Source organism: Massilia sp. SYSU DXS3249 (assembly GCF_053668055.1).
The window spans coordinates 107,390-133,033 of the sequence record NZ_JBSIPX010000005.1; the positions used below are offsets into that span (position 1 = coordinate 107,390).

General features: G+C 66.6%; 26 protein-coding genes and 1 tRNA gene. 12 read left to right on the forward strand and 15 right to left on the reverse strand.

Annotation, left to right across the window (positions count from 1 at the left end):
• Positions 1-8 precede the first annotated feature (8 nt).
• The 5 genes from ACWCIA_RS08165 (at position 9) to ACWCIA_RS08185 (ending at position 5,289) form a co-directional block, all read left to right on the forward strand.
• Positions 9-1,580: a hypothetical protein gene (locus ACWCIA_RS08165; RefSeq protein WP_454162208.1), complete on the forward strand. Its 1,572-nt coding sequence runs from the start codon at positions 9-11 to the stop codon at positions 1,578-1,580.
• A complete protein-coding gene (locus tag ACWCIA_RS08170; protein WP_454162210.1) occupies positions 1,577-1,873 on the forward strand; it encodes a protealysin inhibitor emfourin in 297 nt (98 codons plus the stop codon). Before ACWCIA_RS08165 ends, ACWCIA_RS08170 begins: the two co-directional genes overlap by 4 nt.
• Before the next feature lie 371 nt (positions 1,874-2,244).
• Positions 2,245-2,568, forward strand: coding sequence for a ferredoxin FdxA (gene fdxA, locus ACWCIA_RS08175; protein WP_454162212.1), 324 nt, complete (start codon positions 2,245-2,247; stop codon positions 2,566-2,568).
• Between the two features lie 159 nt (positions 2,569-2,727).
• Positions 2,728-3,825 carry an NAD(P)/FAD-dependent oxidoreductase gene (locus ACWCIA_RS08180; RefSeq protein ID WP_454162214.1) on the forward strand — a complete coding sequence of 366 codons (1,098 nt, stop codon included), beginning with the start codon at positions 2,728-2,730 and terminating at the stop codon, positions 3,823-3,825.
• A 228-nt stretch (positions 3,826-4,053) separates the two neighbouring features.
• The gene (locus ACWCIA_RS08185) at positions 4,054-5,289 is read left to right on the forward strand and encodes a polyhydroxyalkanoate depolymerase (protein WP_454162216.1); all 1,236 of its coding nucleotides are present in this window, start codon (positions 4,054-4,056) and stop codon (positions 5,287-5,289) included.
• 65 nt (positions 5,290-5,354) lie between these two features.
• Here ACWCIA_RS08185 and ACWCIA_RS08190 read toward each other — a convergent pair whose 3' ends face one another.
• Both ACWCIA_RS08190 and ACWCIA_RS08195 read right to left on the reverse strand, forming a co-directional pair.
• Positions 5,355-5,558 carry a hypothetical protein gene (locus ACWCIA_RS08190; protein ID WP_454162218.1) on the reverse strand — a complete coding sequence of 68 codons (204 nt, stop codon included), beginning with the start codon at positions 5,556-5,558 and terminating at the stop codon, positions 5,355-5,357.
• 99 nt (positions 5,559-5,657) lie between these two features.
• Positions 5,658-6,104, reverse strand: a complete 447-nt coding sequence (locus ACWCIA_RS08195; RefSeq protein WP_454162220.1) for an RcnB family protein — start codon at positions 6,102-6,104, stop codon at positions 5,658-5,660.
• Between the two features lie 87 nt (positions 6,105-6,191).
• On the opposite strand from ACWCIA_RS08195, the gene rsxB reads away from it, so the two are divergent.
• From rsxB to ACWCIA_RS08210, 3 genes are all read left to right on the forward strand, one after another.
• Positions 6,192-6,986, forward strand: a complete 795-nt coding sequence (gene rsxB, locus ACWCIA_RS08200) for an electron transport complex subunit RsxB (RefSeq protein WP_454162222.1) — start codon at positions 6,192-6,194, stop codon at positions 6,984-6,986.
• A 9-nt stretch (positions 6,987-6,995) separates the two neighbouring features.
• A complete protein-coding gene (gene nth, locus ACWCIA_RS08205; protein ID WP_454162223.1) occupies positions 6,996-7,685 on the forward strand; it encodes an endonuclease III in 690 nt (229 codons plus the stop codon).
• Between the two features lie 151 nt (positions 7,686-7,836).
• Positions 7,837-9,012: an acyltransferase family protein gene (locus ACWCIA_RS08210; protein ID WP_454162225.1), complete on the forward strand. Its 1,176-nt coding sequence runs from the start codon at positions 7,837-7,839 to the stop codon at positions 9,010-9,012.
• A gap of 145 nt (positions 9,013-9,157) precedes the next feature.
• Here ACWCIA_RS08210 and ACWCIA_RS08215 read toward each other — a convergent pair whose 3' ends face one another.
• The 6 genes from ACWCIA_RS08215 to rplU form a co-directional block, all read right to left on the reverse strand.
• A complete protein-coding gene (locus ACWCIA_RS08215; protein WP_454162227.1) occupies positions 9,158-9,532 on the reverse strand; it encodes a nuclear transport factor 2 family protein in 375 nt (124 codons plus the stop codon).
• A gap of 4 nt (positions 9,533-9,536) precedes the next feature.
• Positions 9,537-10,655 (reverse strand): glutamate 5-kinase, encoded by a 1,119-nt coding sequence (gene proB / locus ACWCIA_RS08220; RefSeq protein ID WP_454162229.1) that lies wholly within the window; start codon positions 10,653-10,655, stop codon positions 9,537-9,539.
• Positions 10,652-11,080 (reverse strand): hypothetical protein, encoded by a 429-nt coding sequence (locus ACWCIA_RS08225; protein WP_454162231.1) that lies wholly within the window; start codon positions 11,078-11,080, stop codon positions 10,652-10,654. The genes proB and ACWCIA_RS08225 overlap by 4 nt, the downstream gene beginning before the upstream one ends.
• A complete protein-coding gene (gene obgE, locus ACWCIA_RS08230) occupies positions 11,070-12,185 on the reverse strand; it encodes a GTPase ObgE (protein WP_454162233.1) in 1,116 nt (371 codons plus the stop codon). The genes ACWCIA_RS08225 and obgE overlap by 11 nt, the downstream gene beginning before the upstream one ends.
• Positions 12,186-12,289: 104 nt before the next feature.
• A complete protein-coding gene (gene rpmA, locus ACWCIA_RS08235; protein WP_454162235.1) occupies positions 12,290-12,562 on the reverse strand; it encodes a 50S ribosomal protein L27 in 273 nt (90 codons plus the stop codon).
• A 36-nt stretch (positions 12,563-12,598) separates the two neighbouring features.
• Entirely contained in the window at positions 12,599-12,910 is a 312-nt protein-coding gene (gene rplU, locus ACWCIA_RS08240) for a 50S ribosomal protein L21 (RefSeq protein ID WP_454162474.1), read from the reverse strand.
• Positions 12,911-13,227: 317 nt separating this feature from the next.
• Here rplU and ispB point away from each other — a divergent pair, with 317 nt between their 5' ends.
• From ispB to ACWCIA_RS08255, 3 genes are all read left to right on the forward strand, one after another.
• The gene (ispB, locus tag ACWCIA_RS08245) at positions 13,228-14,217 is read left to right on the forward strand and encodes an octaprenyl diphosphate synthase (protein WP_454162236.1); all 990 of its coding nucleotides are present in this window, start codon (positions 13,228-13,230) and stop codon (positions 14,215-14,217) included.
• Positions 14,218-14,273: 56 nt separating this feature from the next.
• Positions 14,274-14,350: transfer RNA gene (locus ACWCIA_RS08250), tRNA-Pro, on the forward strand.
• 124 nt (positions 14,351-14,474) lie between these two features.
• Positions 14,475-15,083, forward strand: coding sequence for a hypothetical protein (locus ACWCIA_RS08255; protein WP_454162237.1), 609 nt, complete (start codon positions 14,475-14,477; stop codon positions 15,081-15,083).
• Positions 15,084-15,225: 142 nt separating this feature from the next.
• Here the strand turns inward: ACWCIA_RS08255 and ACWCIA_RS08260 are convergent, their stop codons facing one another.
• Both ACWCIA_RS08260 and ACWCIA_RS08265 read right to left on the reverse strand, forming a co-directional pair.
• Positions 15,226-15,759, reverse strand: coding sequence for a hypothetical protein (locus ACWCIA_RS08260; RefSeq protein ID WP_454162239.1), 534 nt, complete (start codon positions 15,757-15,759; stop codon positions 15,226-15,228).
• Between the two features lie 8 nt (positions 15,760-15,767).
• Positions 15,768-17,021, reverse strand: a complete 1,254-nt coding sequence (locus tag ACWCIA_RS08265; protein ID WP_454162241.1) for an ROK family transcriptional regulator — start codon at positions 17,019-17,021, stop codon at positions 15,768-15,770.
• A 154-nt stretch (positions 17,022-17,175) separates the two neighbouring features.
• Here ACWCIA_RS08265 and ACWCIA_RS08270 point away from each other — a divergent pair, with 154 nt between their 5' ends.
• Positions 17,176-17,451 carry a SemiSWEET transporter gene (locus tag ACWCIA_RS08270; RefSeq protein WP_454162243.1) on the forward strand — a complete coding sequence of 92 codons (276 nt, stop codon included), beginning with the start codon at positions 17,176-17,178 and terminating at the stop codon, positions 17,449-17,451.
• Here the strand turns inward: ACWCIA_RS08270 and ACWCIA_RS08275 are convergent.
• The 5 genes from ACWCIA_RS08275 to ACWCIA_RS08295 are packed head-to-tail and all read right to left on the reverse strand — an operon-like array spanning position 17,448 to position 25,567.
• Positions 17,448-20,150, reverse strand: a complete 2,703-nt coding sequence (locus ACWCIA_RS08275) for a molybdopterin-dependent oxidoreductase (RefSeq protein WP_454162245.1) — start codon at positions 20,148-20,150, stop codon at positions 17,448-17,450. The genes ACWCIA_RS08270 and ACWCIA_RS08275 overlap by 4 nt on opposite strands.
• Positions 20,151-20,162: 12 nt before the next feature.
• The gene (locus ACWCIA_RS08280; protein ID WP_454162247.1) at positions 20,163-21,377 is read right to left on the reverse strand and encodes an NAD(P)/FAD-dependent oxidoreductase; all 1,215 of its coding nucleotides are present in this window, start codon (positions 21,375-21,377) and stop codon (positions 20,163-20,165) included.
• A complete protein-coding gene (gene nirD, locus ACWCIA_RS08285) occupies positions 21,374-21,715 on the reverse strand; it encodes a nitrite reductase small subunit NirD (protein ID WP_454162249.1) in 342 nt (113 codons plus the stop codon). The genes ACWCIA_RS08280 and nirD overlap by 4 nt, the downstream gene beginning before the upstream one ends.
• 11 nt (positions 21,716-21,726) lie before the next feature.
• Positions 21,727-24,252, reverse strand: coding sequence for a nitrite reductase large subunit NirB (gene nirB, locus ACWCIA_RS08290; protein WP_454162251.1), 2,526 nt, complete (start codon positions 24,250-24,252; stop codon positions 21,727-21,729).
• 10 nt (positions 24,253-24,262) lie between these two features.
• Positions 24,263-25,567, reverse strand: coding sequence for an MFS transporter (locus ACWCIA_RS08295; RefSeq protein WP_454162253.1), 1,305 nt, complete (start codon positions 25,565-25,567; stop codon positions 24,263-24,265).
• Positions 25,568-25,644 lie beyond the last annotated feature (77 nt).

The window sequence follows — 25,644 nt, forward strand, 5'->3', positions numbered from 1 at the left end:
GATGCGCCATGGAACAACATCGAGCCCTGCTGCCCGACGACCCCGTCACCGCCGAGCGCGACCAGCCCCCGGTCGCCTTCGTTCCCACCCCGAGCGCCGCCTACCGCCAGCACCGCAAGGCCGCCAAACTGCTCGACCAGCCGGGCATGCCGCGCGGTGCCGACGCCCCGCCCAACCCCGATGTTCCCCTGCCCTATGCCTTCGGTGCGCGGGTGCTGATGTGGAAGCAGGACCCGTCGGTGCTGGAGATGGGCACGCGCAAGGCCTTCCTGCCGGGCATCGTGCTGGCCGGCCCTAGAGATGCTCGCATCTCGTCAGGCGCGCCTGGTATCTCCCCGGTGGAGCCGAACGCCTTCGGCGACTTCGTGACCATGCCGGACACGCCGCAGTTCGACGCCGTCCACACCTTTGCCGTGGTGCGCCAGACCCTCACCATGTACCAGCGCTCGCTGTCCTCGGCCGGCGCCGAAATGCCGCTGCCCTGGCAATGGAACAGCAGCATCGACACGGCGCCGCTGCAGATCTTCCCCTACGGCCTGCCGAACGTGATGAACGCCTTCTACAGCCGCACCCAGAATTGCCTGAAGTTCGGCGACTTCGTGCCCTCCGGGCAGAGCGAGCGGGTGTTCACCTGCCGCTCCTTCGACATTGTCGCCCACGAAACCGGCCATGCCGTCCTGGATGGCCTGAAACCCCACTGGCTGCTGGCCGACGCGCCGCCGCAAACCGGCGGCATGCACGAAGCCTTCGGCGACCTCACCGCGATCTTCCTGGCGCTCTCGCAGCTCGACCAGTGCGAAGCGGTGGTGGCCCAGACCAAGGCCCGCCTGCACGACAAGACCTTCCTGGCCGACATCGCCGAGCAGTTCGGGCTGGCGCTGGGCGGCACCACCGGGCTGAGGAACGCCGACAACGACCTGACGCTGTCCCAGGCGGGCACCCAGGTGCATGCGATCTCGCAGGTGTTCACGGGCGCCGTGTACGACATCCTGGCCGACATCTTCGCGCTCGAGCGCAACCCGGCCTTCGAGGACGACGCCGCCGTGCTGCACCGGGTCGCGGCCTGGCTGCGCGGGCTGGTGCTGCGCGCCCTCGTCGCGGCCCCCGACATTGCCGCCACCTATGCCGACGTCGCCAACGAGATGCTGCGCCTGACCCTGGAGGACGGCAAGCCGGCCGCCTGGAGCGACGCCATCCGCCACCAGTTCACGATCCGCGAAGTGGTGGCCGAACCCGAGTATGCGGGCGAAGCGCCGGCCCCGGCCGATCCGACCGACACCGCCTCGCCCCTGGCCGCATCCCTGACCTCGGGCGGCTTCAGGCGGCTGGCCGCCGGCGTCTGCGACGCGCCGGGCGCCCAGCAGGACCGGCGCGCCTGCTGCGGCACCATGAACCTGGCCGAGTACTACAACATCGAACGCGTGCTCGAGGCCGAAGCCCAGGCCCTGGCGCGCTGGTGCGCCGAGCGCGGGCGCAACGGGCCGGCCGGCGAAGGCACGAACGAGATGCCGGCGCCCGACGAGTCGAGCGCGATGGCGGCCGCGGCCATTGCAACCGCGGCGGCGGCGGACCGTTCGTGAAGATCCGTGCCAACCTGACCGGCGGCTTCGCCGGCCTCGCGCGGCAGGTCGAGCTCGACACGGCCTGCCTCCCCGGTGGACGCGACCTCGAAGCGCTGCTGCACCGGGTCGATTTTTTCGGCGCCGCGCCGTCCTGCGCGGTCGGGGCGGACCTGCCGCGCTGGGAGATCACGGTCGAGGATGGGGGACGCTGCAAGTCGGTGGTGCTGGCTGACGATGGGTCGCTCGGGGCGACGGAGTGGCCGGCCCTGCTGGCGCACCTGAAGGCTTCCGGGTCTGCTGGCACGGGTTGAACGCGTGGAGTGGTGCGGGCTAGATGCCCGCATCACGCGAAGCAGACGTCAAGGTTGAAAGCTGCTCATGCGTTCGGGTGGAGCCGACCACCCTACGGCAAACAGCCGGCATGGCAGCATACGACGTAGGGTGGTCGGCTCCACCCAGGTCTCTTGGCAGCGGCGTTGCGTGCGCCGCCCACGCGTTCAACCGCCCGATGAACCGCCGCGGACCACCCAAATCGCGCGTCACGCAGCTCATTTGCTTATGTATATTGTGTCTAAGCGTAATTTGTAGGAAAAGCTGAATTGCCCTAAAATACAGTGCTTTGCCATGTTGGCGGCCTCACCTCGCGCTGACGCTGCGGCACCCCACCATAGATAGGACTGTTATGACCCACGTTGTCACCGAATCGTGCATCCGCTGCCGGTATACCGACTGCGTCGATGTATGCCCGGTCGATTGTTTCCGGGAAGGCCCGAATTTCCTCGCGATTGATCCCGACGAGTGCATCGACTGCGCCGTTTGCGTGGCCGAGTGCCCGGTCAATGCGATCTATGCCGAGGAAGACGTGCCGGGCGACCAGCAGCAATTCATCAAGCTCAACGCCGACCTGTCGCGCTTCTGGCCGTCGATCACCAAGACCAAGCCGGCCCTTCCCGACGCGGAAGAGTGGAAAGACGTCAAGAGCAAGCTGGACCAGCTGGCGCGCTAAGCGCAAGCGCAGCAGCTCCAGCGCCTGCTGGCGCCGGTTTTCAGCCGTCGTCAGCAGCGTCGCTCCATCCATGGCACACTAGCGGCCATCGCAACATCGGGCACGCATCAGAAGCACGGCGCCCGCGCCTCTCATTTCAAAAATCAACAGGATTAGTGCATGACTATCAGTGCCACCCACGATGCGGGCAGCATCGCCCCTAACAGTTCGTTTGCCGGCGCCATCGACGCCGACGCTGTCATCATCGGCGCGGGCCCGGTCGGCCTGTTCCAGGTCTTCGAACTCGGCCTGCTCGAGATCAAGGCCCACGTCATCGACTCGCTGGCAGCCGTCGGCGGCCAGTGCGTGGAACTGTATCCGGACAAGCCGATCTACGACATCCCTGCCGTGCCCGTGTGCACCGGCCAGGAACTGACCGACAACCTGCTCAAGCAGATCGAGCCGTTCGAGCCGACCTTCCACCTGGGCCAGGAAGTGACCACCGTGCAGCGCCGCGAAGACGGCCGCTTCAACGTCGAGACCTCGACCGGTACCCAGTTCATCACCAAGACCATCTTCATCGCCGCCGGCGTCGGTTCGTTCCAGGCGCGCACGATCAAGGTCGACGGCATCGACAAGTTCGAAGGCAGCCAGCTGCACTACCGCGTCAAGGATCCGGCCCTGTTCGAAGGCAAGAACCTGGTCATCTGCGGCGGCGGCGACTCCGCCCTGGACTGGGCCCTGAACTTCGTCGGCAAGGCCGAATCGGTCGTGCTGGTGCACCGCCGCGAAGACTTCCGCGCAGCACCTGCTTCGGTCGCCAAGATGAAGCAGCTGTGCGACGAGTACGAGATGCAGCTGATCACCGGCCAGGTCACCGGCTTTGACGAAAAAGACGGCCAGCTGAGCGAAGTCAAGGTCACCGGCGCCGACGGCGTCACCCGCCGCGTCCCGCTCGACATGCTGATGGTCTTCTTCGGCCTGTCGCCGAAGCTCGGCCCGATCGCCGAGTGGGGCCTGGACATCGAACGCAAGCAGCTGAAAGTGGTCGACACCGAGAAGTTCGAAACCAACGTGCCGGGCATCTTCGCCGTGGGCGACATCAACACCTACCCGGGCAAGAAGAAGCTGATCCTGTCGGGCTTCCACGAAGCGGCCCTGGCCGCCTTCGGCGCCGCCCCGTACATCTTCCCGGACAAGAAGATCCACATGCAGTACACGACGACCTCGCCGAAGCTGCACAAGATCCTCGGCGTCGAGACGCCGGTGTTCGATTAATTCGGCTCAGTTACTCAAATACGACAATGCCCCGGTCCTCCGGGGCATTTGTTTTTATGTGTGTCGCATCACTGACGCCCTATCGTAAAGGGGTGTATAAAACCTCTAAGCGCGCATCGAAACGCAGTCCGGTCGGGAACAGATATTTCCAACGGACAAGCGAGTTACCCTATAATGATTTGATGAAATCGCGCAGGACGCGCGACGCGCACCACACGAAGGATTACTATGCTCTACCAATTGCACGAGATGCAACGCTCCTTCCTGACCCCGCTGATGCAATGGGCGGATGCGTCATCGAAGCTGTTTTCGAACCCGGTTTCCCCTTTTGCCCACACTCCGTTTTCCCAGCGTATCGCCGCCGGGTACGAGCTGATGTACCGCCTGGGCAAGGACTACGAAAAACCGGCGTTCGGCATCGACACCACCACGATCAAGGGCGAGACAGTCGGCATCATCGAAGAAGCCGCCGTCACCAAGCCATTCTGCAAGCTGCTGCATTTCAAGAAAGCCCTGCCCGAAGCGGCCGCCGCCAGCCTGGCCCAGCCGACCGTGCTGCTGGTCGCGCCCCTGTCCGGCCACCACTCGACGCTGCTGCGCGACACGGTGCGCGCCCTGCTGCCCGACCACGACGTGTTCATCACCGACTGGATCGACGCGCGCATGGTGCCGCTGTCCGACGGCCCCTTCCACCTGCACGACTACATCTATTACGTGCAGGACTTCATCCGCGCCCTCGGCCCGGACGTGCACGTCATTTCCGTCTGCCAGCCGACCGTGCCGGTGCTGGCCGCCATCTCGCTGATGGCGTCGAATAACGATCCGAAGCTGCCGAAGACGATGACGATGATGGGCGGCCCGATCGACCCGCGCAAGTCGCCGACCGCCGTCAACGACCTGGCCACCGAAAAGCCCTTCTCGTGGTTCGAAAACACCGTGATCTATTCGGTGCCGGGCAATTACCCGGGCTTCGGCCGCAAGGTCTATCCGGGCTTCCTGCAGCACGCCGGCTTCATCGCCATGAACCCGGGCCGCCACGCCCAGAGCCACCGCGAGTTCTACCAGCACCTGGTGCGCGGCGACGACGAATCGGCGGAGAGCCACCGCCAGTTCTACGACGAGTACAACGCCGTGCTCGACATGCCGGCCGAGTACTACCTCGACACCATCAAGACCGTGTTCCAGGAATTCCGCCTGCCGGCAGGCACCTGGGAAGTCGGCGGCCAGCTGGTCCGCCCGCAGGACATCAAGACCGTGGCCCTGTTCACCATCGAAGGCGAGCTCGACGACATCTCGGGCGCCGGCCAGACCCAGGCCGCGCACGACCTGTGCAGCAGCATTCCGGAGCACATGAAGCGCGACTTCGTGGCGCCGAAGGCCGGCCACTACGGCATCTTCTCGGGCCGCCGCTGGCGCGACGTCATCTGCCCGAAGATCGGCGCGTTCATCCGCGAATTCAGCTGACCGGATGTAGCGAAAACGAGAATGCCGCGCACTGCGCGGCATTTTTTTATGTCACCGCAGGGTGATCAAGGCGCGTCTTCGCGCCGGTCTTCCCCACGCGCGAAGTCGGTGTCGACATCGTCGTCGTGGTGTTCGCGCCGGTCGCCGTGGCGGCGGTCTTCCGGCGGCGTCTCGTGTTTATCCTTGTCCACTTCGCTGTTATTGCTGCCGGGACGGTGTGTCGCCGTTCCGTCGGCAGCCAGCAAAGGGGCGATGATCCATTCGTTCATTGTGTTCTCCGATAGGGGCAAAGGCCGCTGTCCTGGCATGTCGCCATGATAACAGCGGCCTTCGCACATGCCCGTTCGGTTGCCGACGCGATCGCCGGCTCAGTTGCCCAGGAATACGCTGGCGATGATGCCGGTCGCGATCGCGGCCAGCACGTAGTCGTTACCGACCTGCACCCAGTGGTGTCCGCGCGGCGGCGCGCTCAGGCGGTGGGCGCGCCAGTTGTCGACCACGTAATGGCGGGTGTGGTACACCGGCGGCAGGCGCTGGCCGCGGTAGAGGTCGTGGCGCGGTCCGGCGCCGCGGGCCTGGCGGTAGTCGCGGCGGTCGTCCCTGGCGTCGCGGCGCGCTTCGCGTTGGGCGTCGCGGTAGTCGCGGCGTGCTTCGCGCTGGGCGTCGCGGTAATCGCGCCGGTCTTCACGCCGATCGTCGCGGCGGTCTTCGCGGCGCTCCTGGGCGCGGTCGTAACCGCGGTCCTGGGCAGTTGCCGGGAAACTGGCGGCTAGTAGAGCCGCAATCATGGCTTGCGCAATCAATCTGGTTTTCATGTGTTTCCTCCCATAGATGTGGGCTGGCTTGCCCATACCGGGAGTTAGCCACCGATCGCGACTTCCTTCTGTACGCTCCAGCACTCAGTGCAGAGCTCGCTTGAGAACGCCGCCGCCCGCGCCGCGCCTGCCCTTTCATCGCGCATTTATTGGATAATGACGGCTTTAGCCCGACGCCCCGCCGTGACCAAGACCCTTGCCGACCTGATCGAAGACCAGCTGCCGCAGACGCAGTGCACCAAGTGCGGCTATCCGGCCTGCCGTCCGTATGCGGAAGCGATCGCCCGTGGCGAAGCCGAGATCAACCAGTGCCCGCCGGGCGGCATGGAAGGCGTGCGGCGCCTGTCCAGCGTCACCGGGCGCCCGGTGATCCCGATCAATCCCGCCAACGGCATCGAGCGCCCGCGTCCGGTCGCCTTCATCGACGAATCGCTCTGCATCGGCTGCACCCTGTGCATCCAGGCCTGCCCGGTGGACGCCATCACCGGCGCGGCCAAGCAGATGCACACCATCCTGCCCAGCCTGTGCACGGGCTGCGACCTGTGCGTGGCGCCCTGCCCGGTCGACTGCATCAGCATGGTCCCGGTCACCGGCGACGCCACCGGATGGGCTGCCTGGTCGCAGGCGGCGGCCGACGCAGCGAGGGCCCGCCACGATTTCCGCAGCGAGCGCTTGAAACGCGAGCGCGAGGAAAACGAGGCGCGGCTGGCAGCCAAGGCCGTCGAAAAGATGCGCGAAGTCACCGCCGAAGCCACCAACACGCCCGAAGAACTGGCCGAGAAGGAACGCAAGCGCGCGATCATCGCGGCAGCCATGGAGCGCGCCCGCCTGCGTGCGGCCGCAAGCAGCCCGGCCGAGCCTCCCGCCCCGCCCAAAGAATAAGACGAGCTAATGAATCCGGCAAAACGATTAGAAATATTTACGCGCTTTCGCAACGCCAATCCCAAGCCGACCACCGAGCTGGAATACACGACACCGTTCGAATTACTGATCGCCGTGCTGCTGTCGGCGCAGTCGACCGACGTCGGCGTCAACAAGGCCACGCGCCGCCTCTACCCGGTGGCGAACACGCCGCAGAAGATCCTCGACCTCGGCCTGGACGAACTGAAGACCTATATCTCGACCATCGGCCTGTACAACACCAAGGCGAAGAACGTGATCGCCACCTGCCAGATCCTGGTCGACCAGTACGGCGGCGAGGTGCCGCATTCGCGCGAAGCGCTGGAGTCGCTGCCCGGCGTGGGCCGCAAGACGGCCAACGTGGTGCTGAACACGGCTTTCGGCGAGCCGGCCATGGCGGTCGACACCCACATCTTCCGCGTCTCGAACCGCACGAAGATCGCGCCGGGCAAGAACGTCGACGAAGTGGAAATGAAGCTGCTGAAGTTCGTGCCGAAGGACTTTTTGCTGGACGCCCACCACTGGCTGATCCTGCACGGCCGCTACACCTGCGTCGCGCGCCGGCCGAAGTGCTGGAACTGCATCATCAACGACCTGTGCGAGTTCCGCGACAAGACGCCCGCGCCGGACGGATTGATTGCGCCGGACACTACAGGATCGAGCGTGCTCCCGCCAGCTTGAGCAGCAGGCGCGCGACCAGGCACCAGAGGAATTGCATACATACAATGTAATTGCAGCAACTTTCTGCGATAAAATACCGACTGTCGGTAATCAAGCCGCACCGCCCGAGGGTGGCAATCACGGAAAGTACGCGATGGACGGATCACGGCGTTTGCACTCCTTCGATAACCTGCGCGCCATGATGATGTGGCTCGGGATCGTCATCCACGTGGCGATCAACCACACCACCGCCCCTTCCGCCCTGCCCTGGCGCGACAGCCAGACCACCCCGCTCGCCGACCTGCTGCTCACCTTTATCCACGCCTTCCGCATGCCGGTGTTCTTCATCCTGGCCGGTTTCTTCGTGGCGCTGCTCGTCGGCAGGCGCGGCACCGCGGGCATGTTGCGTCACCGGCTGCGCAGGCTGGCCCTCCCCTTCGCCATCTTCTGGCCGCTGATCCTCGTCTGCACGACGGTATTGATGCTGCTGTACCTGAACCTGATGGCCTATGGCAGCGCCGGCCTCGACCAATCGGTGCTGGCGAAATCGAAAGTGACCTCGCCGTTCAACACGATGCACATGTGGTTCGTCTATTACCTGATCTGGTTCTGCGTGCTGACGGCGTGCCTGGCGCCGCTGGCATCCAGGGTGCCGGCCGGAGTACGGGGCGGCGCCGACGCGGCGTTCCGGGCCCTGGCGACGAAGTGGTGGGGGCCGCTGGCGCTGGCCGTCCCGCTGGCCATCGTCGGCTCGTCTTACCGTGCCGGCATCCTGGCGGCGAACGGGTCCTTCATCCCGAACCTGAACGAGCTGGTGCATAACGGGCTGTTCTTCGTCTTCGGCCTGTACCTGCACCGCCACCAGGACGCGCTGTTCCCGCTGTTGACGGCCCGCGCCTGGCGCAACACGGCTGCGGGCTGCGCCGGCTTCGTGCTGGTACTGGCCGTCCTCCGGGCCTTCCTCGCGGACCAACATGGCATTCCCCACATCACCATCCTGTCGGCCTTCCTCTACAACCTCACCAGCTGGCTGTGGAGCTTCGGCCTGATCGGGCTGGCGCTGCGCTACCTGCCGGCGCAGAACCGGGTCCTGCAGTACGTGTCGGACAGCTCGTACTGGGTATTCCTGGTCCATATGCTGGGAACGATCGGATTCGGCGCCCTGCTCTACAGCCAGCCGTTCGGACCAATCACCAAGATGGCGCTGAACATCCTGATGACGACGCTGGCCTGTTTGCTGACTTACCAGCTGCTGGTACGGCATACCCTGATTGGTGTGCTGCTGAACGGGAAGCGGCAGCCGAAAGCGCCGCCGGCAGCGATGCCGGTGGCGGCCGAACCGAAGTGAGTGCGTGGCGCTGTTGCGTGGGGCGCGGGTGGCATGCGTGTTTCGTATGAACTCGCCACTAGCGCCATCGGTAGGGTGGGCTCTTGAGCCCACGCGGACCCAAGCGACCACTGACAGAACAGGCAACAGCCCCGCCAGCCTTTGATCAGCGGGTGGCGGCGATCAAGGTCGTGACGCCGGTAGCGAACGACGCCCGCACGATGCGGCCGTCGGCCACTTCATAAACGCAGAGCATCTCGACCGTGCCCAGGCCTTCGGGGAAATTGCGGGTAACGACTTCAACGTCCGTCACGATGTTGCCGACGACGCTGCGCGTGACGAGCCGCGCGTGCAGGTCCGGCTCCAGGAAGCGGGCGACGTAGCGCGGACGAATCGCCTCATGGCCCTCGGCCAGCAGCGGCCCGTGCAGCGTGAACTGCTGCGCCCCCAAGGCATAGGTCGCCATCAGGGCGTCGATATCCTTGGCATTGTAGGCGTCGAGCTGGGCCTGGACGACGGCGGCGGGATGAATCGAGGTCATGGGTTCAGAGCAGGACAAGGTTGTCGCGATGGACCAGTTCCGGTCCTTCGATGTAGCCGAGGATGGCTTCGATCTCGTTCGAGGAGTGGCGCATGATGCGGCGCACTTCGCTGCTGGTGTAGCTGGTCAGCCCGCGCGCCACCGGCAGGCCGGCCTCGCTCACGCAGGTGATCAATTGGCCGCGGCCGAATTCGCCCTTCACCGCCAGCACGCCGATCGGCAGCAGCGACTTGCCCTCTTGCGTCAGCTTTTGCACGGCGCCGGCGTCGAGCACGACCTCGCCCGCGGTGTGCAGGTGGTCGACCATCCACTGGCGGCGCGCGTTCAGGCGCGTGGTCGGGGCATTCAACTGGGTGCCGATCGCTTCCCCGTTCGCCAGGCGCGTGAGCACGTCCGGCTCGCGGCCCCAGGCGATCACGGTGTGGGCGCCGGAACGGGCGGCGCGGCGCGCAGCCAGCACTTTCGTCAGCATGCCGCCGCGCCCGATGCTGCTGCCGGCGCCGCCGGCCATCGCTTCCAGGGCCTCGTCGCCCGCCTGCGCCTGTTCGATCAGCTTCGCGTCCGGGTCCTTGCGCGGGTCGGCCGAATACAGGCCGCGCTGGTCGGTCAGGATGACAAGGGCGTCGGCCTCGATCAGGTTGGCGACCAGGGCGCCGAGGGTGTCGTTGTCGCCGAACTTGATTTCGTCGGTGACGACGGTGTCGTTCTCGTTGATGATCGGGACCACGCCCAGGCGCAGCAGGGTCATCAGGGTGGCGCGCGCGTTCAGGTAGCGCTCGCGGTCGGCCAGGTCGGCGTGCGTGAGCAGCACCTGGGCCGTCTTGACGCCGTGGGTGCTGAAGCTCGACTCGTAGATCTGGGCCAGGCCCATCTGGCCGCAGGCGGCGCAGGCCTGCAGTTCGTGGATGTCGTGCGGGCGGCTGGCGAAGCCGAGGCGCAGCATGCCTTCGGCGATGGCGCCGGAGCTGACCAGCACGACCTCCTTGCCGAGGGCGCGCAGTGCGGCGATCTGGGATGCCCAGCGGGCGATCGCGGTGTGGTCGAGGCCGCGGCCCTCGTCGGTGACGAGCGAGGAGCCGACCTTGACGATGATGCGGGAAGATGTCTGGATGACGGAATTCATGGCGCGACTCTCGGGTCTCTTTTGTTATCCCGCGGGCGCAAGGCCAGCAGGGCCACGCCCGCCAGCAACTCGATCCCGCATACGATGAGCAAGGTCCCGCGCGGCAGGCCGATCGCGAATGCCGCGACCAGGCGCCCGGCCGGCTGGGCCAGCAGGAATAGTGCAACGAGATCGCCGAGAAGGGGCTGGTCGCCCCGGCTCGCCGCCAGCCATGCCAACCCCGCGATAGCGAGGCGCAGGCCTACATAGATGGCGTAGAACTGGCTGTAGCCGTTCACGCCAACGAGAAACAGGCCCATTGCCGTTGCGACCCGGTCCGGGTCGAGCATGGCAATGAGCGCCGCCAGCGAACTGACGGTGCCGACCAGCGACAGCAACTGGCCGCGCGCCCAGGCGCGTGTGAAGGTAAAGTGCTTACTCTTCAATGGTCTTGAAACGCGGATCGTCCGGATCGATCGAGGAAATGCCGCGCGCTTCCTCGGTCATTTGCGGCGTGTCTTCGGTACGGTTGGCCGCTTCGCGCTTTTCTTCCAGGTGCAGGTAGATCGCGTTGATCAGTTCCTGGCAGCCTTCGCGGTTCAGGGCCGAGATCTCGAAGACAGGACCCTTCCAGGCCATCTTCTTGACGAAATCCTTGACGCGCTTCTTGCGTTCTTCTTCCGGCACCACGTCGAGCTTGTTGAGCACCAGCCAGCGCGGCTTGTTCAGCAGCTCTTCGTCGTACTTTTCCAGCTCGCGGATCAGCGCCTTCGCTTCCTTGACCGGGTCGACGGTCGCCTCGAAGGGCGCCAGGTCGACGATGTGCAGCAGCAGGCCCGTACGCGCCAGGTGGCGCAGGAACTGGTGGCCGAGGCCCGCGCCTTCGGCGGCGCCTTCGATCAGGCCCGGGATGTCCGCGATCACGAAGCTCTTCGCGTGCGACACGCGCACCACGCCGAGGTTCGGATGCAGGGTCGTGAACGGATAGTCGGCCACTTTCGGGCGCGCGTTCGAGACGGCCGTGATGAAGGTCGACTTGCCGGCGTTCGGCATGCCCAGCAGGCCCACGTCGGCCAGGATCTTCAGTTCCAGGCGCAGCTCGCGGCGTTCGCCTGGCTTACCCTCGGTCTTCTGGCGCGGCGCGCGGTTGGTCGAGGTCTTGAAGTGGATGTTGCCCCAGCCGCCCTCGCCGCCCTTGGCGAGCAGTTCGGTCTGGCCGTGCTCGGTCAGGTCGGCGATGATTTCGCCGTTGACGTTATCGATGATCAGGGTGCCGACCGGCATGCGCAGGTAGACGTCGTCCGCGCCCTTGCCGTAGCAGTCGGAGCCGCGGCCGGGTTCGCCGTTGCGCGCGTGGTGGGTTTTCGAGTACCGAAAATCGACCAGCGTGTTGATGTTACGGTCCGCCACCGCCCAGATCGAGCCGCCCTTGCCGCCGTCGCCGCCGTCGGGACCGCCGAATGGACGGAACTTCTCGCGCAGGAACGATGCGCAGCCGTTGCCGCCGTCGCCCGCGATGACTTCAATTCTTGCTTCGTCGATAAACTTCATTTTTGACCGCCAAAAAACTAAAAGGCCCTACCTGGGGCAGAGCCTTTTGATGGAAGGCTTGCGCCTTACAAAGTGCGCCGCTCGAGGCGGCGCTCGCATGCTATTTAAGCAGCGACTGCTTCGTTAGCAACGACGGTCACGAACTGCTTCGAGCCGACGCCTTGCTTGACGAACTTCACAGTGCCATCGACCAGCGCGAACAGGGTGTGATCCTTGCCCAGGCCAACGTTGGCGCCTGGACGCACTGGGGTGCCGCGTTGACGGATGATGATGCCGCCGGCGTTGATCGCCTGGCCGCCGTACACCTTCACGCCGAGGCGCTTGCTTTCTGAGTCGCGGCCGTTACGGGTAGTGCCGCCGCCTTTTTTGTGTGCCATTTAAGTACTCCTTGATGACTTTGAAGAGAGGGGCAATTAGCCGTTGATCGAAACCACTTGGATTTCGGTGAAGTTCTGGCGGTGGCCCATACGCTTCTGGTAGTGCTTACGACGGCGCATCTTGAAAATGCGGACCTTGTCGTGGCGACCATGGGAAACGACCTTCACCAGAACCGTCGCACCTTCGACCAGGGGAGCACCAAACTTGATGCTTTCGCCCGCGCCAACGGCGAGGACCTGATCGATCGTGAGTTCGGAACCAATGTCTGCCGGTATCTGTTCTACTTTAAGTTTTTCGCCAGCGACAACTTTATACTGCTTGCCACCGGTTTTTATGACCGCGTACATGATTGAAAACCTCATCAATTGTTTAATAAAAATCCCTGCGGCGGCGACTCGATCAATGACCGCGCTGCGCTTCTCTGGTGCCGGGGAACAGGGAATTATACACGGATAGCCCAGTTGCGTCAAAAGCCGGCTCAGCCTCGACAATGGCGTGGCATCGCGGCAACGGAGTCCGGTAGCGGCCACAAGGCCGCTTCCGGTGCCCGACAGCACGCTACGCTTGGTGAAATGGCACGGCTTGTGCTTGCATACCGTATAATCGCCGCACCGCACATCAACCGCATTTTCAACCGCATCTCAACGTCTAACGCAGGTTCGCCTTGTCCGCCGCTACCCCTCAAGCACAACAGAACAACATCACCCTCTCGATTGCCGCCGACATGGACGCGGTCAACACGGTGATCCGCCAGCGCCTGCATTCGGAAGTGAGCCTGGTCAACCAGATCGCGGAATACATCATCAGCGCCGGCGGCAAGCGCATCCGCCCCGTCCTCGTGCTGCTGCTGGCCAATGCCTACGGCTACAAAGGCACGGCCCACCACGAGCTGGCCGCCGTCGTCGAATTCATCCACACCGCGACCCTCCTGCACGACGACGTCGTCGACGAATCCTCGATGCGGCGCGGGCGCCAGACGGCCAATGCCCTGTTCGGCAATGCGGCCTCGGTGCTGGTCGGCGACTTCCTGTATTCGCGCTCCTTCCAGATGATGGTCAGCCTGGAAAACATGCGCGTCATGCAGATCCTGTCGGACGCCACCAACGTGATCGCCGAAGGCGAAGTGCTGCAGCTGCTGAACATGCACGACCCGGACGTCTCGCACGAGAGCTATCTCACCGTGATCCGCTCGAAGACCGCCAAGCTGTTCGAAGCGGCCGCCGAACTGGGCGCACTGGTGGCCGGCGCCAGCAACGAGCAGGTGGCCGCGGCCGGCGAATACGGCCGCTCGCTGGGCACCGCGTTCCAGCTGATCGACGACGTGCTCGACTACGCCGGCGACGCCACCGAGATCGGCAAGAACGTCGGCGACGACCTGCGCGAAGGCAAGCCGACCCTGCCCCTGATCTACCTGATGGAACACGGCACGCCCGAGCAGCGCGAACTGGTGCGCGCCTGCATCGAGCAAGGCGACGAGCAGCATTTCGACGCCGTGCTGGCCGCCGTCACCTCCAGCGGCGCTCTCGACTACACTCGCCGCGAAGCGGAAGCCGCGGCCCGCCGCGCCGCCGAGTCGATCGCCGGATTGCCGGACAGCGTCTACAAGCAGAGCCTGCTGCAACTCTGCAGCTTCGCTGTTGACAGGAACCACTGAGAAAATTAATATTATGACTCCCCGAGACGTTGCCGGTTCGGCGTCTCAAACCCAGTCGGGGTGTAGCTTAGCCCGGTAGAGCGCTACGTTCGGGACGTAGAGGCCGGAGGTTCGAATCCTCTCACCCCGACCAGAATTCTTGCTCGTGATATGTCGAAGCCCCAGTTTTGGGGCTTTGTCGTTTCTGGCGCCCAGCAGACAGACGGTTTCATTCGAACAGGTGGTCAAACATGACGCGGCGCTCCCTCCAGAACCGGGTGGATCCATTTGGACAACTGCATGCGGTGCCCGATCGCGGTACCCTGATGGGCAACCGCGGCATCCTCCACGACGAGCTACAGGCCGTCCGCCGTCCCTGGGCGCACAAGGCCTGGGTCGCCTGCAGCCTCTCCTATGGCGACATCAAGCGCCCGGTATTCTCACAAGGGAATTACTCGGAACTCTTCTTCCTGGATGAGGCCACCGCCTTCGCCGCCGGCCACCGTCCCTGCAACACCTGTCGGCGCGCGCGGCACGTCGCTTTCAAGTCGGCATGGCTGCAGGCCAACAGGCCGGACGCCGGCGCCACCTTCACACGGATGGCCGAGATCGACGCCGCGCTGCACGCCGAGCGGGCCATCCCCGGCGGCGGCAAGCGCAGCTACGAGGCGCCCCTGGCGGAGCTGCCCGATGGCGCCATGTTCGAGCACGCCGGCAAGGGTTACCTCGTCTGGCAGGGAAAAATCCTCGAGTGGAGTTTCGGCGGTTATGCACCCGCGGCGGCACTTCCCTCTTCCACCACCGTGCGCGTGCTGACGCCGCCGTCCATCGTGCGCATGCTCGCTGCAGGGTATGCGCTTGAGGTCCATCCTTCCGCCTCCGCCTGAGAGAGGCTCGCCGGGGCCATCACCTGCCCGGTCTCGATGCCCGCTACCGCCCTGGATCGGGCTCCGGGACATGAGCGAACGCGTTCTCCAACTCCTTCGACTCCAATAAAGTTTTGACGGCTTTGTCGCGCGCCTCGGCCATCTACTTCAGTTCCAGGAAGGCGCTGTCGATTTTCTGATAGCACTCCTGGAGATACGTTGTTGCGGCCAGGCAGCCGGATTCTGTCGATATATCGAATTGCTCGATCAGGTGATGCACCAGGTCATTGCGCATATCCCTGAGCTCGACCAGCGCAGCGGCAGTCCGGCGATAACGCTCGGGTGGCATCAGCTGTGTAACCCGCATATGAAAGAACGGCACATCGGAAGCGATATCGGGCTGCTTGCTCGTGGTGGTGCTTTCATCGATGGGTTGACCAGCGATGATGTACTCATCGGTAAAACTACGGATCAACTGCCCCAGGGTCTTTTTCTGTTCTGCCGCCACCTGCCCAGCAAGCACCTCCTCCAATTTCTCCGGGTGTCCCTCGATCGACATCGTGGCAACCAGCCCTTTCAGCAGGCGCTCGTATTGCTGCAGCCGGAGCAGGCAGCGCCCCAGCTTCTGCTGCGTTTCTCGCTGAGCAAGCGCCACAGGGCTGTCGACCGTCGTCTGCGATGTTTCGCTCGTGCCCATGTGGCGGCTCAGCCCCTGCTCGATTTCAAAAACGACTCGTGTCCCGGCGCGAAGTTGACGTGCAGCGGCAGGTAGGCCGCGCCCATCACCCTGGCGTCGCGCCCGATCGCGCCGGCGAGGATTTCCGGGCGCATGATGCCTTGCCAGCTGTAGCAGCCCAGGGCCGTGCGCACCGCGTCGATCAGGGCGGCTAGCAGGGGGCTGCCCATGGCGCCGTCGACGATCACGGCTTCCAGGTCGAGCAGGCAGGCCGAGGTGTTGATCGAAAAGGCGATCGCGCCGGCCGCCTCCTCGATCCAGTGCCGGGTCACCGGCGCCCAGGGCGCCTGCAGCAGGCGGGCGTCGCCGGCGGGCAGGCGCTCCAGCCCGACGGCCGCCAGCATCTCTTCCAGCCGGGCCAGCGAAGCGGTCGCCAGCAGCTGGGGCGTCGCGCCGGGGCGGGTGCTGTCGGCCACGCCCAGCGGCATCGAGCCGATCGCGCCGGCATTGCCGTAGACGCCGGCATGCGGCTGGCCGTTGATGACCAGGCCGCCGCCGAGCAGGGTGTCGACGAAGACGTACAGGTAGCTTTTGAGGTTGCGCCCGCGTCCGGCCACCAGTTCGGCCACGCAGGCCGCTGCCGTATCCTTCGCGAACTCCACCGGCAGGGACGTCATCTGCTGCAGGCGCTCGCGCATGTTGGTGCGGGTCCAGGCGTCGGCGTCCTGCGGCGACAGGCCGACCAGTTCGCGCCAGCCGCCAAAGGCCAGCGGCGCGGCCAGGCCGATGCCGCTCACGCGGCGCGCCCGTTCACTGCCCAGCAATTCCCCGATGCGTTCCAGGTGCTCGCCGATCTCGCCGAACACGGCCTCCACCGAAGGCATGCCGTACACGATGGATTTGCGGTAGCGCGGCGCGCCGGTGAAGTCGATCAGGGCCACGTCCAGGTTGCGCCGACCGATCTGCACGCCGATCGAAAACGCGCCCTCGGGATTGAGGGCGATCGGCTGCGAAGGCTGCCCCACTCTGCCGCGCAGCGAGTCGCGCTTGACGACGAACCCTTCCTCCAGCAGGCGGTTGATGATGACGGAAACCGTTTGCGTGCTCAGGTTCGTGAGCCGCGCCAGTTCGGCCTTCGGCAGGCTGCCATGCAGGCGGATCGCATGCAGCACGACGCGCTCGTTGAACTCGCGCATGCCGATCTGGTTCGAGCCGCGCATGTGGGAGGGAGTCGAATCGCTGGCGGCGCTTGCCGGGATCGAGGGGCGGAGAAATGACTGCATGCGACGGGGGAAGGTGAACGAAAGCGGGAAAACGCGAGGACGAAGTGTCGAGTATAATTTTTTGAGTTAAATAAATCAATGTGATTTATTATTTCCGCACCATGTTTACGCGCTCCCGGCTCACGTAGCCGACGGCGTTCGTTCCAGAGGTTCCATGCAATTCGATATCAACCTGGTCGGCTACCTGGCCGCCTTCTGCACCACCGCCGCCTTCATCCCCCAAGTCCTGCTCGTCTGGCGCACCCGCAGCGCCAGCGGCATCTCGATGGGCATGTACTCGGCCTTTTGCTTCGGCGTCTTCCTCTGGCTCTGCTACGGCGTCGCCATCCGCGCCTGGCCGATCGCGATCAACAACGCGATCACGCTGGTGCTGGCGTCCAGCGTGCTGGTCATGAAGTGGCGCTTCGAGCGCGCCGCTCGCCGCGGCTAGCGCGCGGCCGCCTCCTCCGCCCGGACCAGCGCCAGCAGCTTGCCGATCTCCGGCACGCAGGAGCCGCAATTGCCGCCCGCCTTGAGGCAAGCCGTCACCTGCGCCGTCGTCTCCAGGCTATCCTTGCGGATCGCCGCGCAGATCGTGTTGCGCCCGACGCCGAAGCAGGAGCACACCGTCGGCCCCGGGTCGGGTCCCTGCTGCGGCGCCCGTCCGGCCAGCAGCGTGGCGCGCTCGGGCGCGGCCAGGGATTCGCGGGCGAACAGGCCGGCCAGCCAGTCGCGCGGCGGCAGCTCGGGCCGGCGCGCAACAAACAGGCAGGCCTGCAGGCGGCCATCGACCAGGTGCGCAGCGCGATAGACCCCGGCGCCGCCGTCCTCGTAGTCGATCCAGTCGGCCTCGCCCTCTACCCCGAGCAGGGCGCGCGCCCAGCCTGCGTCGGCCGGCCCGCGCCCGCCCATCTCGTAGCGCACGAAGCCCGTGCCCTGGATCCGGGTCCAGTTGGCGACACGGTCGAGCGCCAGCGCCTCGCGGCTCAGCACGAAGGCATGCCACTCGACGACGAAGGGTTCGATGCGCACCGGCGTGTGCTTGAATTCCGGCTCGCCCGAGACCGGGTCGACCACCGGGTTGACCAGCGCGCCCACGCGCGCGTCCGACGCCGTCTGGCCGCTCCAGTGAATCGGCACGAAGACGCTGCCGCGCGCGATGCCGCCGCCATGCGTCACGCGGCCCACCATCGCGCCCCAGCGGCTGGAAACGCGCGCCAGTTCGCCTTCGCGCACGCCGCACAGCAAGGCGTCGTGCGGGTGCAGGTCGATCGCCGGTTCCGGCGCGTGGTTCGCCAGGCGCGGCGACTTGCCGGTGCGCGTCATGGTGTGCCACTGGTCGCGCATGCGCCCGGTGTTCAGGGCCAGCGGGTAGTCGGCGTCGACCGCGTGCACCGGCAGGCGCGGCGGCGTGGCGACGAAGCGCGCGCGCCCGTTCGCATGGGCGTAGCGTCCGTCAGCGAACAGGCGTGCGGTTCCCCCGCCTTGGCGCGCGACCGGCCACTGGACCGGTTCGAGCGCATCGTAGGCCTGCCGGTCCATGCCCGCCATTCCCGACATGTCGAACACGCGGCGGCCGGCGCCCTCCTCCCCGTTGCGCCAGCCGGACAGGCGCGCGTGCTCGTCGAAGATCGCGTGCGGGCCGTCGTAATCGAAGCCATCGAAACCCATGCGCCGCGCGACCTCGCACAGCGCCCACCAGTCGGCGCGCGCCTCGCCCGGCGCCGGCAGGAAGGCGCGCTGGCGCGAGATGCAGCGCTCGGAGTTCGTCACCGTGCCGTCCTTCTCTCCCCAGCCCAGGGCTGGCAGCAGCACGTCGGCATGGCGGGTCGTGTCGGTGGACGCCACGATATCGCTGACCACCACCAGTTCGCACCGGTCGAGCGCGCGGCGCACCTGGTCGGCGTCGGGCAGGCTGACCAGCGGATTGGTGGCGATGATCCACACCGCTTTCACCGTGCCCTCCTCCACGGCGCGGAACAGGTCGACCGCCTTCAGGCCGGGGCGCGAAGCGACGCGCCGCGCGTCCCAGAAGCTGCGTACGGCCTCGCGGTGAGCGGCATTGTCGAGGTCCATGTGCGCCGCCAGCATGTTGGCCAGGCCGCCGACCTCGCGCCCGCCCATTGCGTTCGGCTGGCCGGTCAGCGAGAACGGCCCCATGCCCGGCCGGCCGATGCGCCCCGTGTACAGGTGGCAGTTGATGATCGCATTGACCTTGTCGGTGCCGCTGGAGGACTGGTTCACGCCCTGCGAATAGGCCGTGACCACCTTCCCGGTCGCCGCGAAGGCCTCATAAAAGGCGAGCAGCGCCGCCGGGTCGACACGGCAGGCACGCGCCACCTCGGCCGGGTCGCTGCAATCGACGTCGGCGGCCGCGAGCGCCGCCTCCAGCCCTTCGGTATGCGCCGCAACGAAGGCCGCGTCGCCGTGGCCATGCTGGGCCAAATAACTGAGCAACCCGTTGAAGAGCCAGACATCGGTGCCCGGCTTCACCGGCAGGTGCAGGTCCGCCAGCTCGCAGGTCGCGGTGCGGCGCGGGTCGATCGCCACGACCTGGAGCGACGGACGCGCTTCCCTGGCGCGCAGGATGCGCTGGAACAGGGTCGGGTGGCACCAGGCCGTGTTCGAGCCGACCAGCACGATCATGTCGGCCTCCTCGAAATCCTCGTAGCAGCCCGGCACCAGGTCCTCGCCGAAGGCACGCTTGTGGCCGGCCACGCTCGACGACATACACAGGCGCGAATTGGTGTCGATGTTGGCGCTGCCGACATACCCCTTCATGAACTTGTTGGCGACGTAGTAGTCCTCGGTCAGCAGCTGGCCCGAGACATACAGCGCGACCGCGTCCGGCCCGTGCTCGGCGATGATGGCAGCGAAGCCGCCGGCGACGCGTTCCAGGGCCTCGTCCCAGCCGGCGCGGCGCATGGCGCCGTCCTCGCGCAGCATGGGATGCAGCAGGCGGCCGTCGAGGTCCAGGGTTTCGCCGAGCGCCGCGCCTTTTACGCACAGGCGGCCTTTGTTGGCGGCGTGCTGGGCATCGCCGGCGATGATCGGGATCGTCCCCGGTTTGACGGTGGCGGTGACGCCGCAGCCGACGCCGCAGTATGGACAGGTGGTGCGCACGGTGTGCACGGGAAGGGACATGTCCATCGTGTTTCCTTTTTAATTGACCGGCGCGCACAGTGCCTGGCCGAACAGCAGGCGGTCGCGGAAGTTTGATACGTCGGCGCGGCGCTGGATCAGGTCGAAATACCAGGGGCCATCGCCCACGTCCCCCACCAGCACGGCGCCCGTGACGCGCGCGCCCTCGAGCACGAGGCGTTTATAGACGCCCGCATGGCGGTCGCGCAGCACCAGCTCCTCGCTGCCGGCGCCGCCGGCAATGTCGCCGGCCGAATACAGGTCGATGCCGGTCACCTTCAGCTTGGTGGCGAGGGCAGCCTGCACGTAGCGGCGGTGCCCTGCTCCCGCCAGGTGGGCGGCGCAGACACGCGCCTGCTCCCATGCCGGCGCCACCAGTCCGAAGGTGGCGCGCCGGTGCTGGACGCATTCGCCCACGGCGTAGATGCGCGGGTCGTAGGTCTGCAGCGTGTCGTCGACGACGATCGCGCGCTCGCAGTAGAGGCCCGCGTCGCGCGCGAGCGCCACGTTCGGGCGCACGCCGGCCGCCATCACGACCAGGTCGGCCGGCAACGCGCTGCCGTCGGCGAACTGCACCGCCTCGGCCTTGCCCTGGCCGCTGATCGCGCTGGTCTGGGCGCCGAGCACGATGCGCAGGCCAGCGCGCTCCAGCGATGCCTTCAGCAGGCGCCCCGCCTCGCGGTCGAGCTGCTGGTTCATCAGGCTGTCGGCCACGTGGACGACAGTGACGTCCATCCCGCGGCGCATGAGCGCGTGCGCCGCCTCCAGCCCGAGCAGGCCGCCGCCGATGACGACCGCCAGCCCGCCCCGGCGTGCGGCGGCCAGCATGGTGTCGACGTCGTGCAGGTCGCGAAAGCCGACCACGCCGGGCAGCGTGTTGCCGGGCACCGGCAGCATGAAGGGCGTCGAGCCGGTCGCCAGCAGCAGGCGGTCGTAGGGCGCCTCCAGGCCAGATGCAGCGACGACGACGCGGCGCCGGCGGTCGATGTGCACGACCGGGTCGCCCGCATGCAGCGCGATGCCGTGCTCCGCGTACCAGGCGCGCGGATGGAGCATGATCTCGTCGACGTTCTTGTCGCCGGCCAGCAGCGGAGAAAGCAGCACGCGGTTGTAGTTCCCGTGCGGCTCGGCGCCGAAGACCGTGATCTCGTACAGGTCGGGCGCGAGTTTCAGCAGCTCCTCGACCGTGCGCATGCCGGCCATGCCGTTGCCGACCACGACCAACTGCGGTTTCATGCGGCCACCCATACGGTGCCATCCTCGACCCGCACCGGAAAGCTCGCTACCGAGTGCGCGGGCGCTTCCAGGCATTCGCCGGTCTGCAGGTCGAAATGGTGCTTGTAGATCGGCGAAGCGACGACGATGCGCTCGCCCAGGCTGCCGACCAGACCGCGCGAGAGCACGGCCGCGTTGGCGTTCGGGTCGTAGTTATCGATGGCGAACAGGCGCTCGTCGCCGACGCGGAAAACGGCCACCTGGCGCCCATTCAACAAGGCGCAGACGCCGGTATCGGGGACGATCTCGTCGACCGCGCAGACGGCGTTCCAGTTGTTCAGCTGTATGTCTCGGTGCATGGCGGGCTCCTTCAGTTGATGGCCGCGATCGGGATCGTGCGGCGGCGTTCTTCGATGGTTGCCGGGCGCACCTGGCCGCGCTCCGGCATGAAGACGACGTTGTCGTCCTGCGCCGGGCTGTTGACGAAGTGGCGGAAACGCTTGCGCACTTCCGGGTCCTCGACCGCGTTCTTCCATTCGCAGGCATAGCTGTCGACCACCGCCTGCATGTCGGCTTCGAGTTCGGCGCCGATGCCCAGCTTGTCGTCGACCACGACCTGCTTCAGGTAGTCCAGCCCGCCCTCGAGGTGCTCGCGCCAGGTGCTGGTGCGCTGCAGGCGGTCGGCGGTGCGCACGTAGAACATCAGGAAGCGGTCGACCAGCTTCACTACGCTCGCCTGGTCCAGGTTCGAGGCGATCAGTTCCGCGTGGCGCGGCTTCATGCCGCCGTTGCCGCACACATAGAGGTTCCAGCCCTTGTCGGTGGCGATCAGGCCCACGTCCTTGCCCTGCGCCTCGGCGCATTCGCGGGTGCAGCCCGACACGCCGAACTTCACTTTATGGGGTGTGCGCAGGCCCTTGTAGCGGTTCTCCAGCGCGATCGCAAAGCCGGCGCTGTCGCCCACGCCGTAACGGCACCAGGTCGAGCCGACGCAGGACTTCACCGTGCGCAGCGACTTGCCGTAGGCATGGCCGGATTCGAAGCCGGCCGCGATCAGCTCTTCCCAGATCGGCGGCAGCTGGTCGACCCGGGCGCCGAACAGGTCGACGCGCTGGCCGCCGGTGATCTTGGTGTACAGGCCATATTTTTTCGCGATCATGCCGACCGCGATCAGGCCGTCGGCCGTCACCTCGCCGCCGGGCATGCGCGGCACCACCGAATAGGTGCCGTCCTTCTGGATGTTCCCGAGGAAGTAGTCGTTCGAATCCTGCAGGCTGGCGTGTTCCGGCTTCAGGACGAAATCGTTCCAGGTCGAGGCCAGGATGTTGGCGGCGACCGGCTTGCAGACGTCGCAGCCGAGGCCCGTGCCGTGGCGCGCCAGCAGCTCTCCGAAACTGCGGATGCGGCCGACCCGCACCAGGTGGTGCAGCTCCTGGCGCGAGTGCGGGAAGTGCTCGCACAGCGCGCGGCTGACCGTCACGCCCTGCTGCGCCAGCTCGGCGTTCAGCACCTGCGTCACCAGCGGCACGCAGCCGCCGCAAGCGGTGCCGGCGCCGGTGCATTTCTTCAGCGCGCCGATGCTGGTCGCGCCATCCCGCACCGCCGCGCACAGGCTGCCTTTCGAGACGTCGTTGCAGGAACAGATCTGGGCCGCATCCGGCAGCGCGGCCACGCCCAGGCCCTGCTTCGGTGTGCCTGAGGACTGCGGCAGGATCAAACTTTCCGGCGCTTCCGGCAATTCGATGCCGTTCAGCGCCATCTGCAGCAGCGTGCCGTATTCGGCCGCGTCGCCCACCAGCACCGCGCCCAGCAGGCGCTTGCCGCAGTCGCTCACTACCAGCTTTTTATACGTCTGGCGCCGCTCGTCGAGGTACTGCACGCTGCGGCTGCCCTCGGTGGCGCCGTGGGCGTCGCCGATGCTGGCCACGTCGACGCCCATCAGTTTCAGCTTGGTGCTCAGGTCCGCGCCCGCGAAACCGCCCGGTGCGCCGAGCACGTGGCGGGCGGCGGTGCGGGCCATGTCGTAGCCCGGCGCCACCAGGCCGAACAACTGGCCGCGCCAGGCCGCGCACTCGCCCACCGCATAGATGTGGGGGTCGGAGCTAAGGCAGTCGTCGTCGATCGCGACGCCGCCGCGCGGGCCGAGCGCGAGGCCGCCGGCGCGCGCCAGCTCGTCGCGCGGGCGGATGCCGGCCGAGAAGACAATCATGTCGGTGTCGAGGTGGCTGCCGTCGGCGAAGCGCATGCGGTGAGTGCCCGCCTCGCCGTCGACGATCTCCAGCGTGTTCTTGCCGGTGTGGACCGCGACGCCGAGTTCTTCGATGCGGCCGCGCAGCACGCGCGCACCGGGCTCGTCGACCTGCACCGCCATCAGGCGCGGGGCGAATTCGACGACATGCGCCTGCAGGCCGAGGTCGCGCAAGGCCTTCGCGCATTCCAGGCCCAGCAGGCCGCCGCCGACCACGACGCCGATGCGGGATCCAGCGCCGCATTCCCGCATCGCTTCCAGGTCCTTGATGGTGCGGTAGACGAAGCAGCCGGCGCGCTCGCGGCCGGGGACCGGCGGCACGAAGGGAGCGGAGCCGGTGGCCAGCACCAGCTTGTCGTAGCCGAGCACCTCGCCGCCGGCGAGCGCGACCGTGCGGGCGGCGCGGTCGATGGCGACCACCTTCGCATTGAGCTTCAGCTCCAGGTTGGCGCGCTCGAAAAAGCCCGGCGCGACCAGCGACAGGTCGTCCGCCGTCTTCCCGGCGAAGAACTCGGACAGGTGCACGCGGTCGTAGGCCGGGCGCGGCTCTTCGCCCAGCACGGTGATGCGGATGTGGGGCGCTGCTGCTGCCAGGGTCTCGACGAATTTGTGGCCGACCATGCCGTGGCCGATGACGATGATGTGCATGTTGTTCTCCTTATGCCCGGGTTACAGCTGGACCTGCAGAAGCGACGGCGGCGGTACTGCCGAAACGCGCGCCCAGGGCGCACAAGCTGGCGACGACGACCAGGCCGCCGAGGATGACGAGGGTCTGGCGCACGTCGCCGGTGCCTTTCATGAGGAACCCGGCCGCCACCGCGCCGACGTTGCCGCCGGCGCCGACGATGCCCGCCACGCCGCCGAGCGCGGTCGGCGCAACAAATGGCACCAGCGCATAGGTGGCGCCGCAGGCCATGTGGGTGAAGAGGCCGAAGCACAGCATGGCAACCAGCGCAAAGGCGACGCCGTCGGCATTCGCGAACCACAGCAGGCCCAGGCCTTCTCCGATCATCAGCACGAACAGCACGGTGACGCGGCTGTTGAGGTCACCTCGCGCGGCGCAGCGGTCCGACAGCCAGCCGCCGAGGGCACGGGCGAACAGGGCCAGCAGGCCGAAGCTGGCCGCCGCCATGCCGGCCGCGCCGAGCGACAGGCCGTAGTGCTCAACGTAGTAGACGGCGGCGATGTTGTGGATGAAGATTTCGATGCCGAAGCAGGCGCCGTAGGTGACGAACAGCAGCCAGGCGCGGTGGTTGCGGCAGGCAGCCTTGAAGCTGGCCCAGCCCCCCTTGCCGCCGCCCTCGAAGGCGATGCCGGCCGCGCGCAGCTCGCTGAAGTTACCGGCCGGGCAGTCCTGGGTGTAGCGCCAGTAGACGACGGCCATGACCAGCATCGCCACGCCCGGCACCACCAGCGCGACGCGCCAGCCAAGGGTTTCGCTGACGCCCGCCATCACCAGCGCGCCGAGCAGCAGCGGCATGACCGCCTGCGCCGCCCCGCCGCCGCTGTTGCCCCAGCCGGCCACGGTGGCGTTGGCCGTGCCGACGACTTTCGGCGCGAACATCACCGAGGTGTGGTACTGGGTGATGACGAAGCTGGCGCCGACCGCGCCGATCCCGAGGCGGAACAGCAGGAAGCTTTCGTAGCTCTGCGCAAAGGCGACGCCCAGCACGGGAATCGCGCCCAGGGCCAGCAGGCCGGTATAGGTCTTGCGTGGGCCGTAGCGGTCGCACAGCGGGCCGACGACCAGGCGCACCAGGATCGTGATGGCGACCGCCGCGATGTTGATGTTGGCGATCTGCGCCACCGACAGCCCGAATTCGCCTTTGATCACCGGCATCAGCGGCGCGCAGGCGAACCAGGCGAAGAAGCAGACGAAAAAGGCGACCCAGGTCAGGTGGAAGGCCCGCATCTGCGGGGTGTGGAAATTCAGGAGCTCGATGCTGCTTGCTTTGCTGGCCATGTCATCCCTCGGTATCGAAAACAAAAAGGCGTCCGCGTCCCAGGGCTTGCCTGCCAGGGAAGCGGACGCCGTTGTCC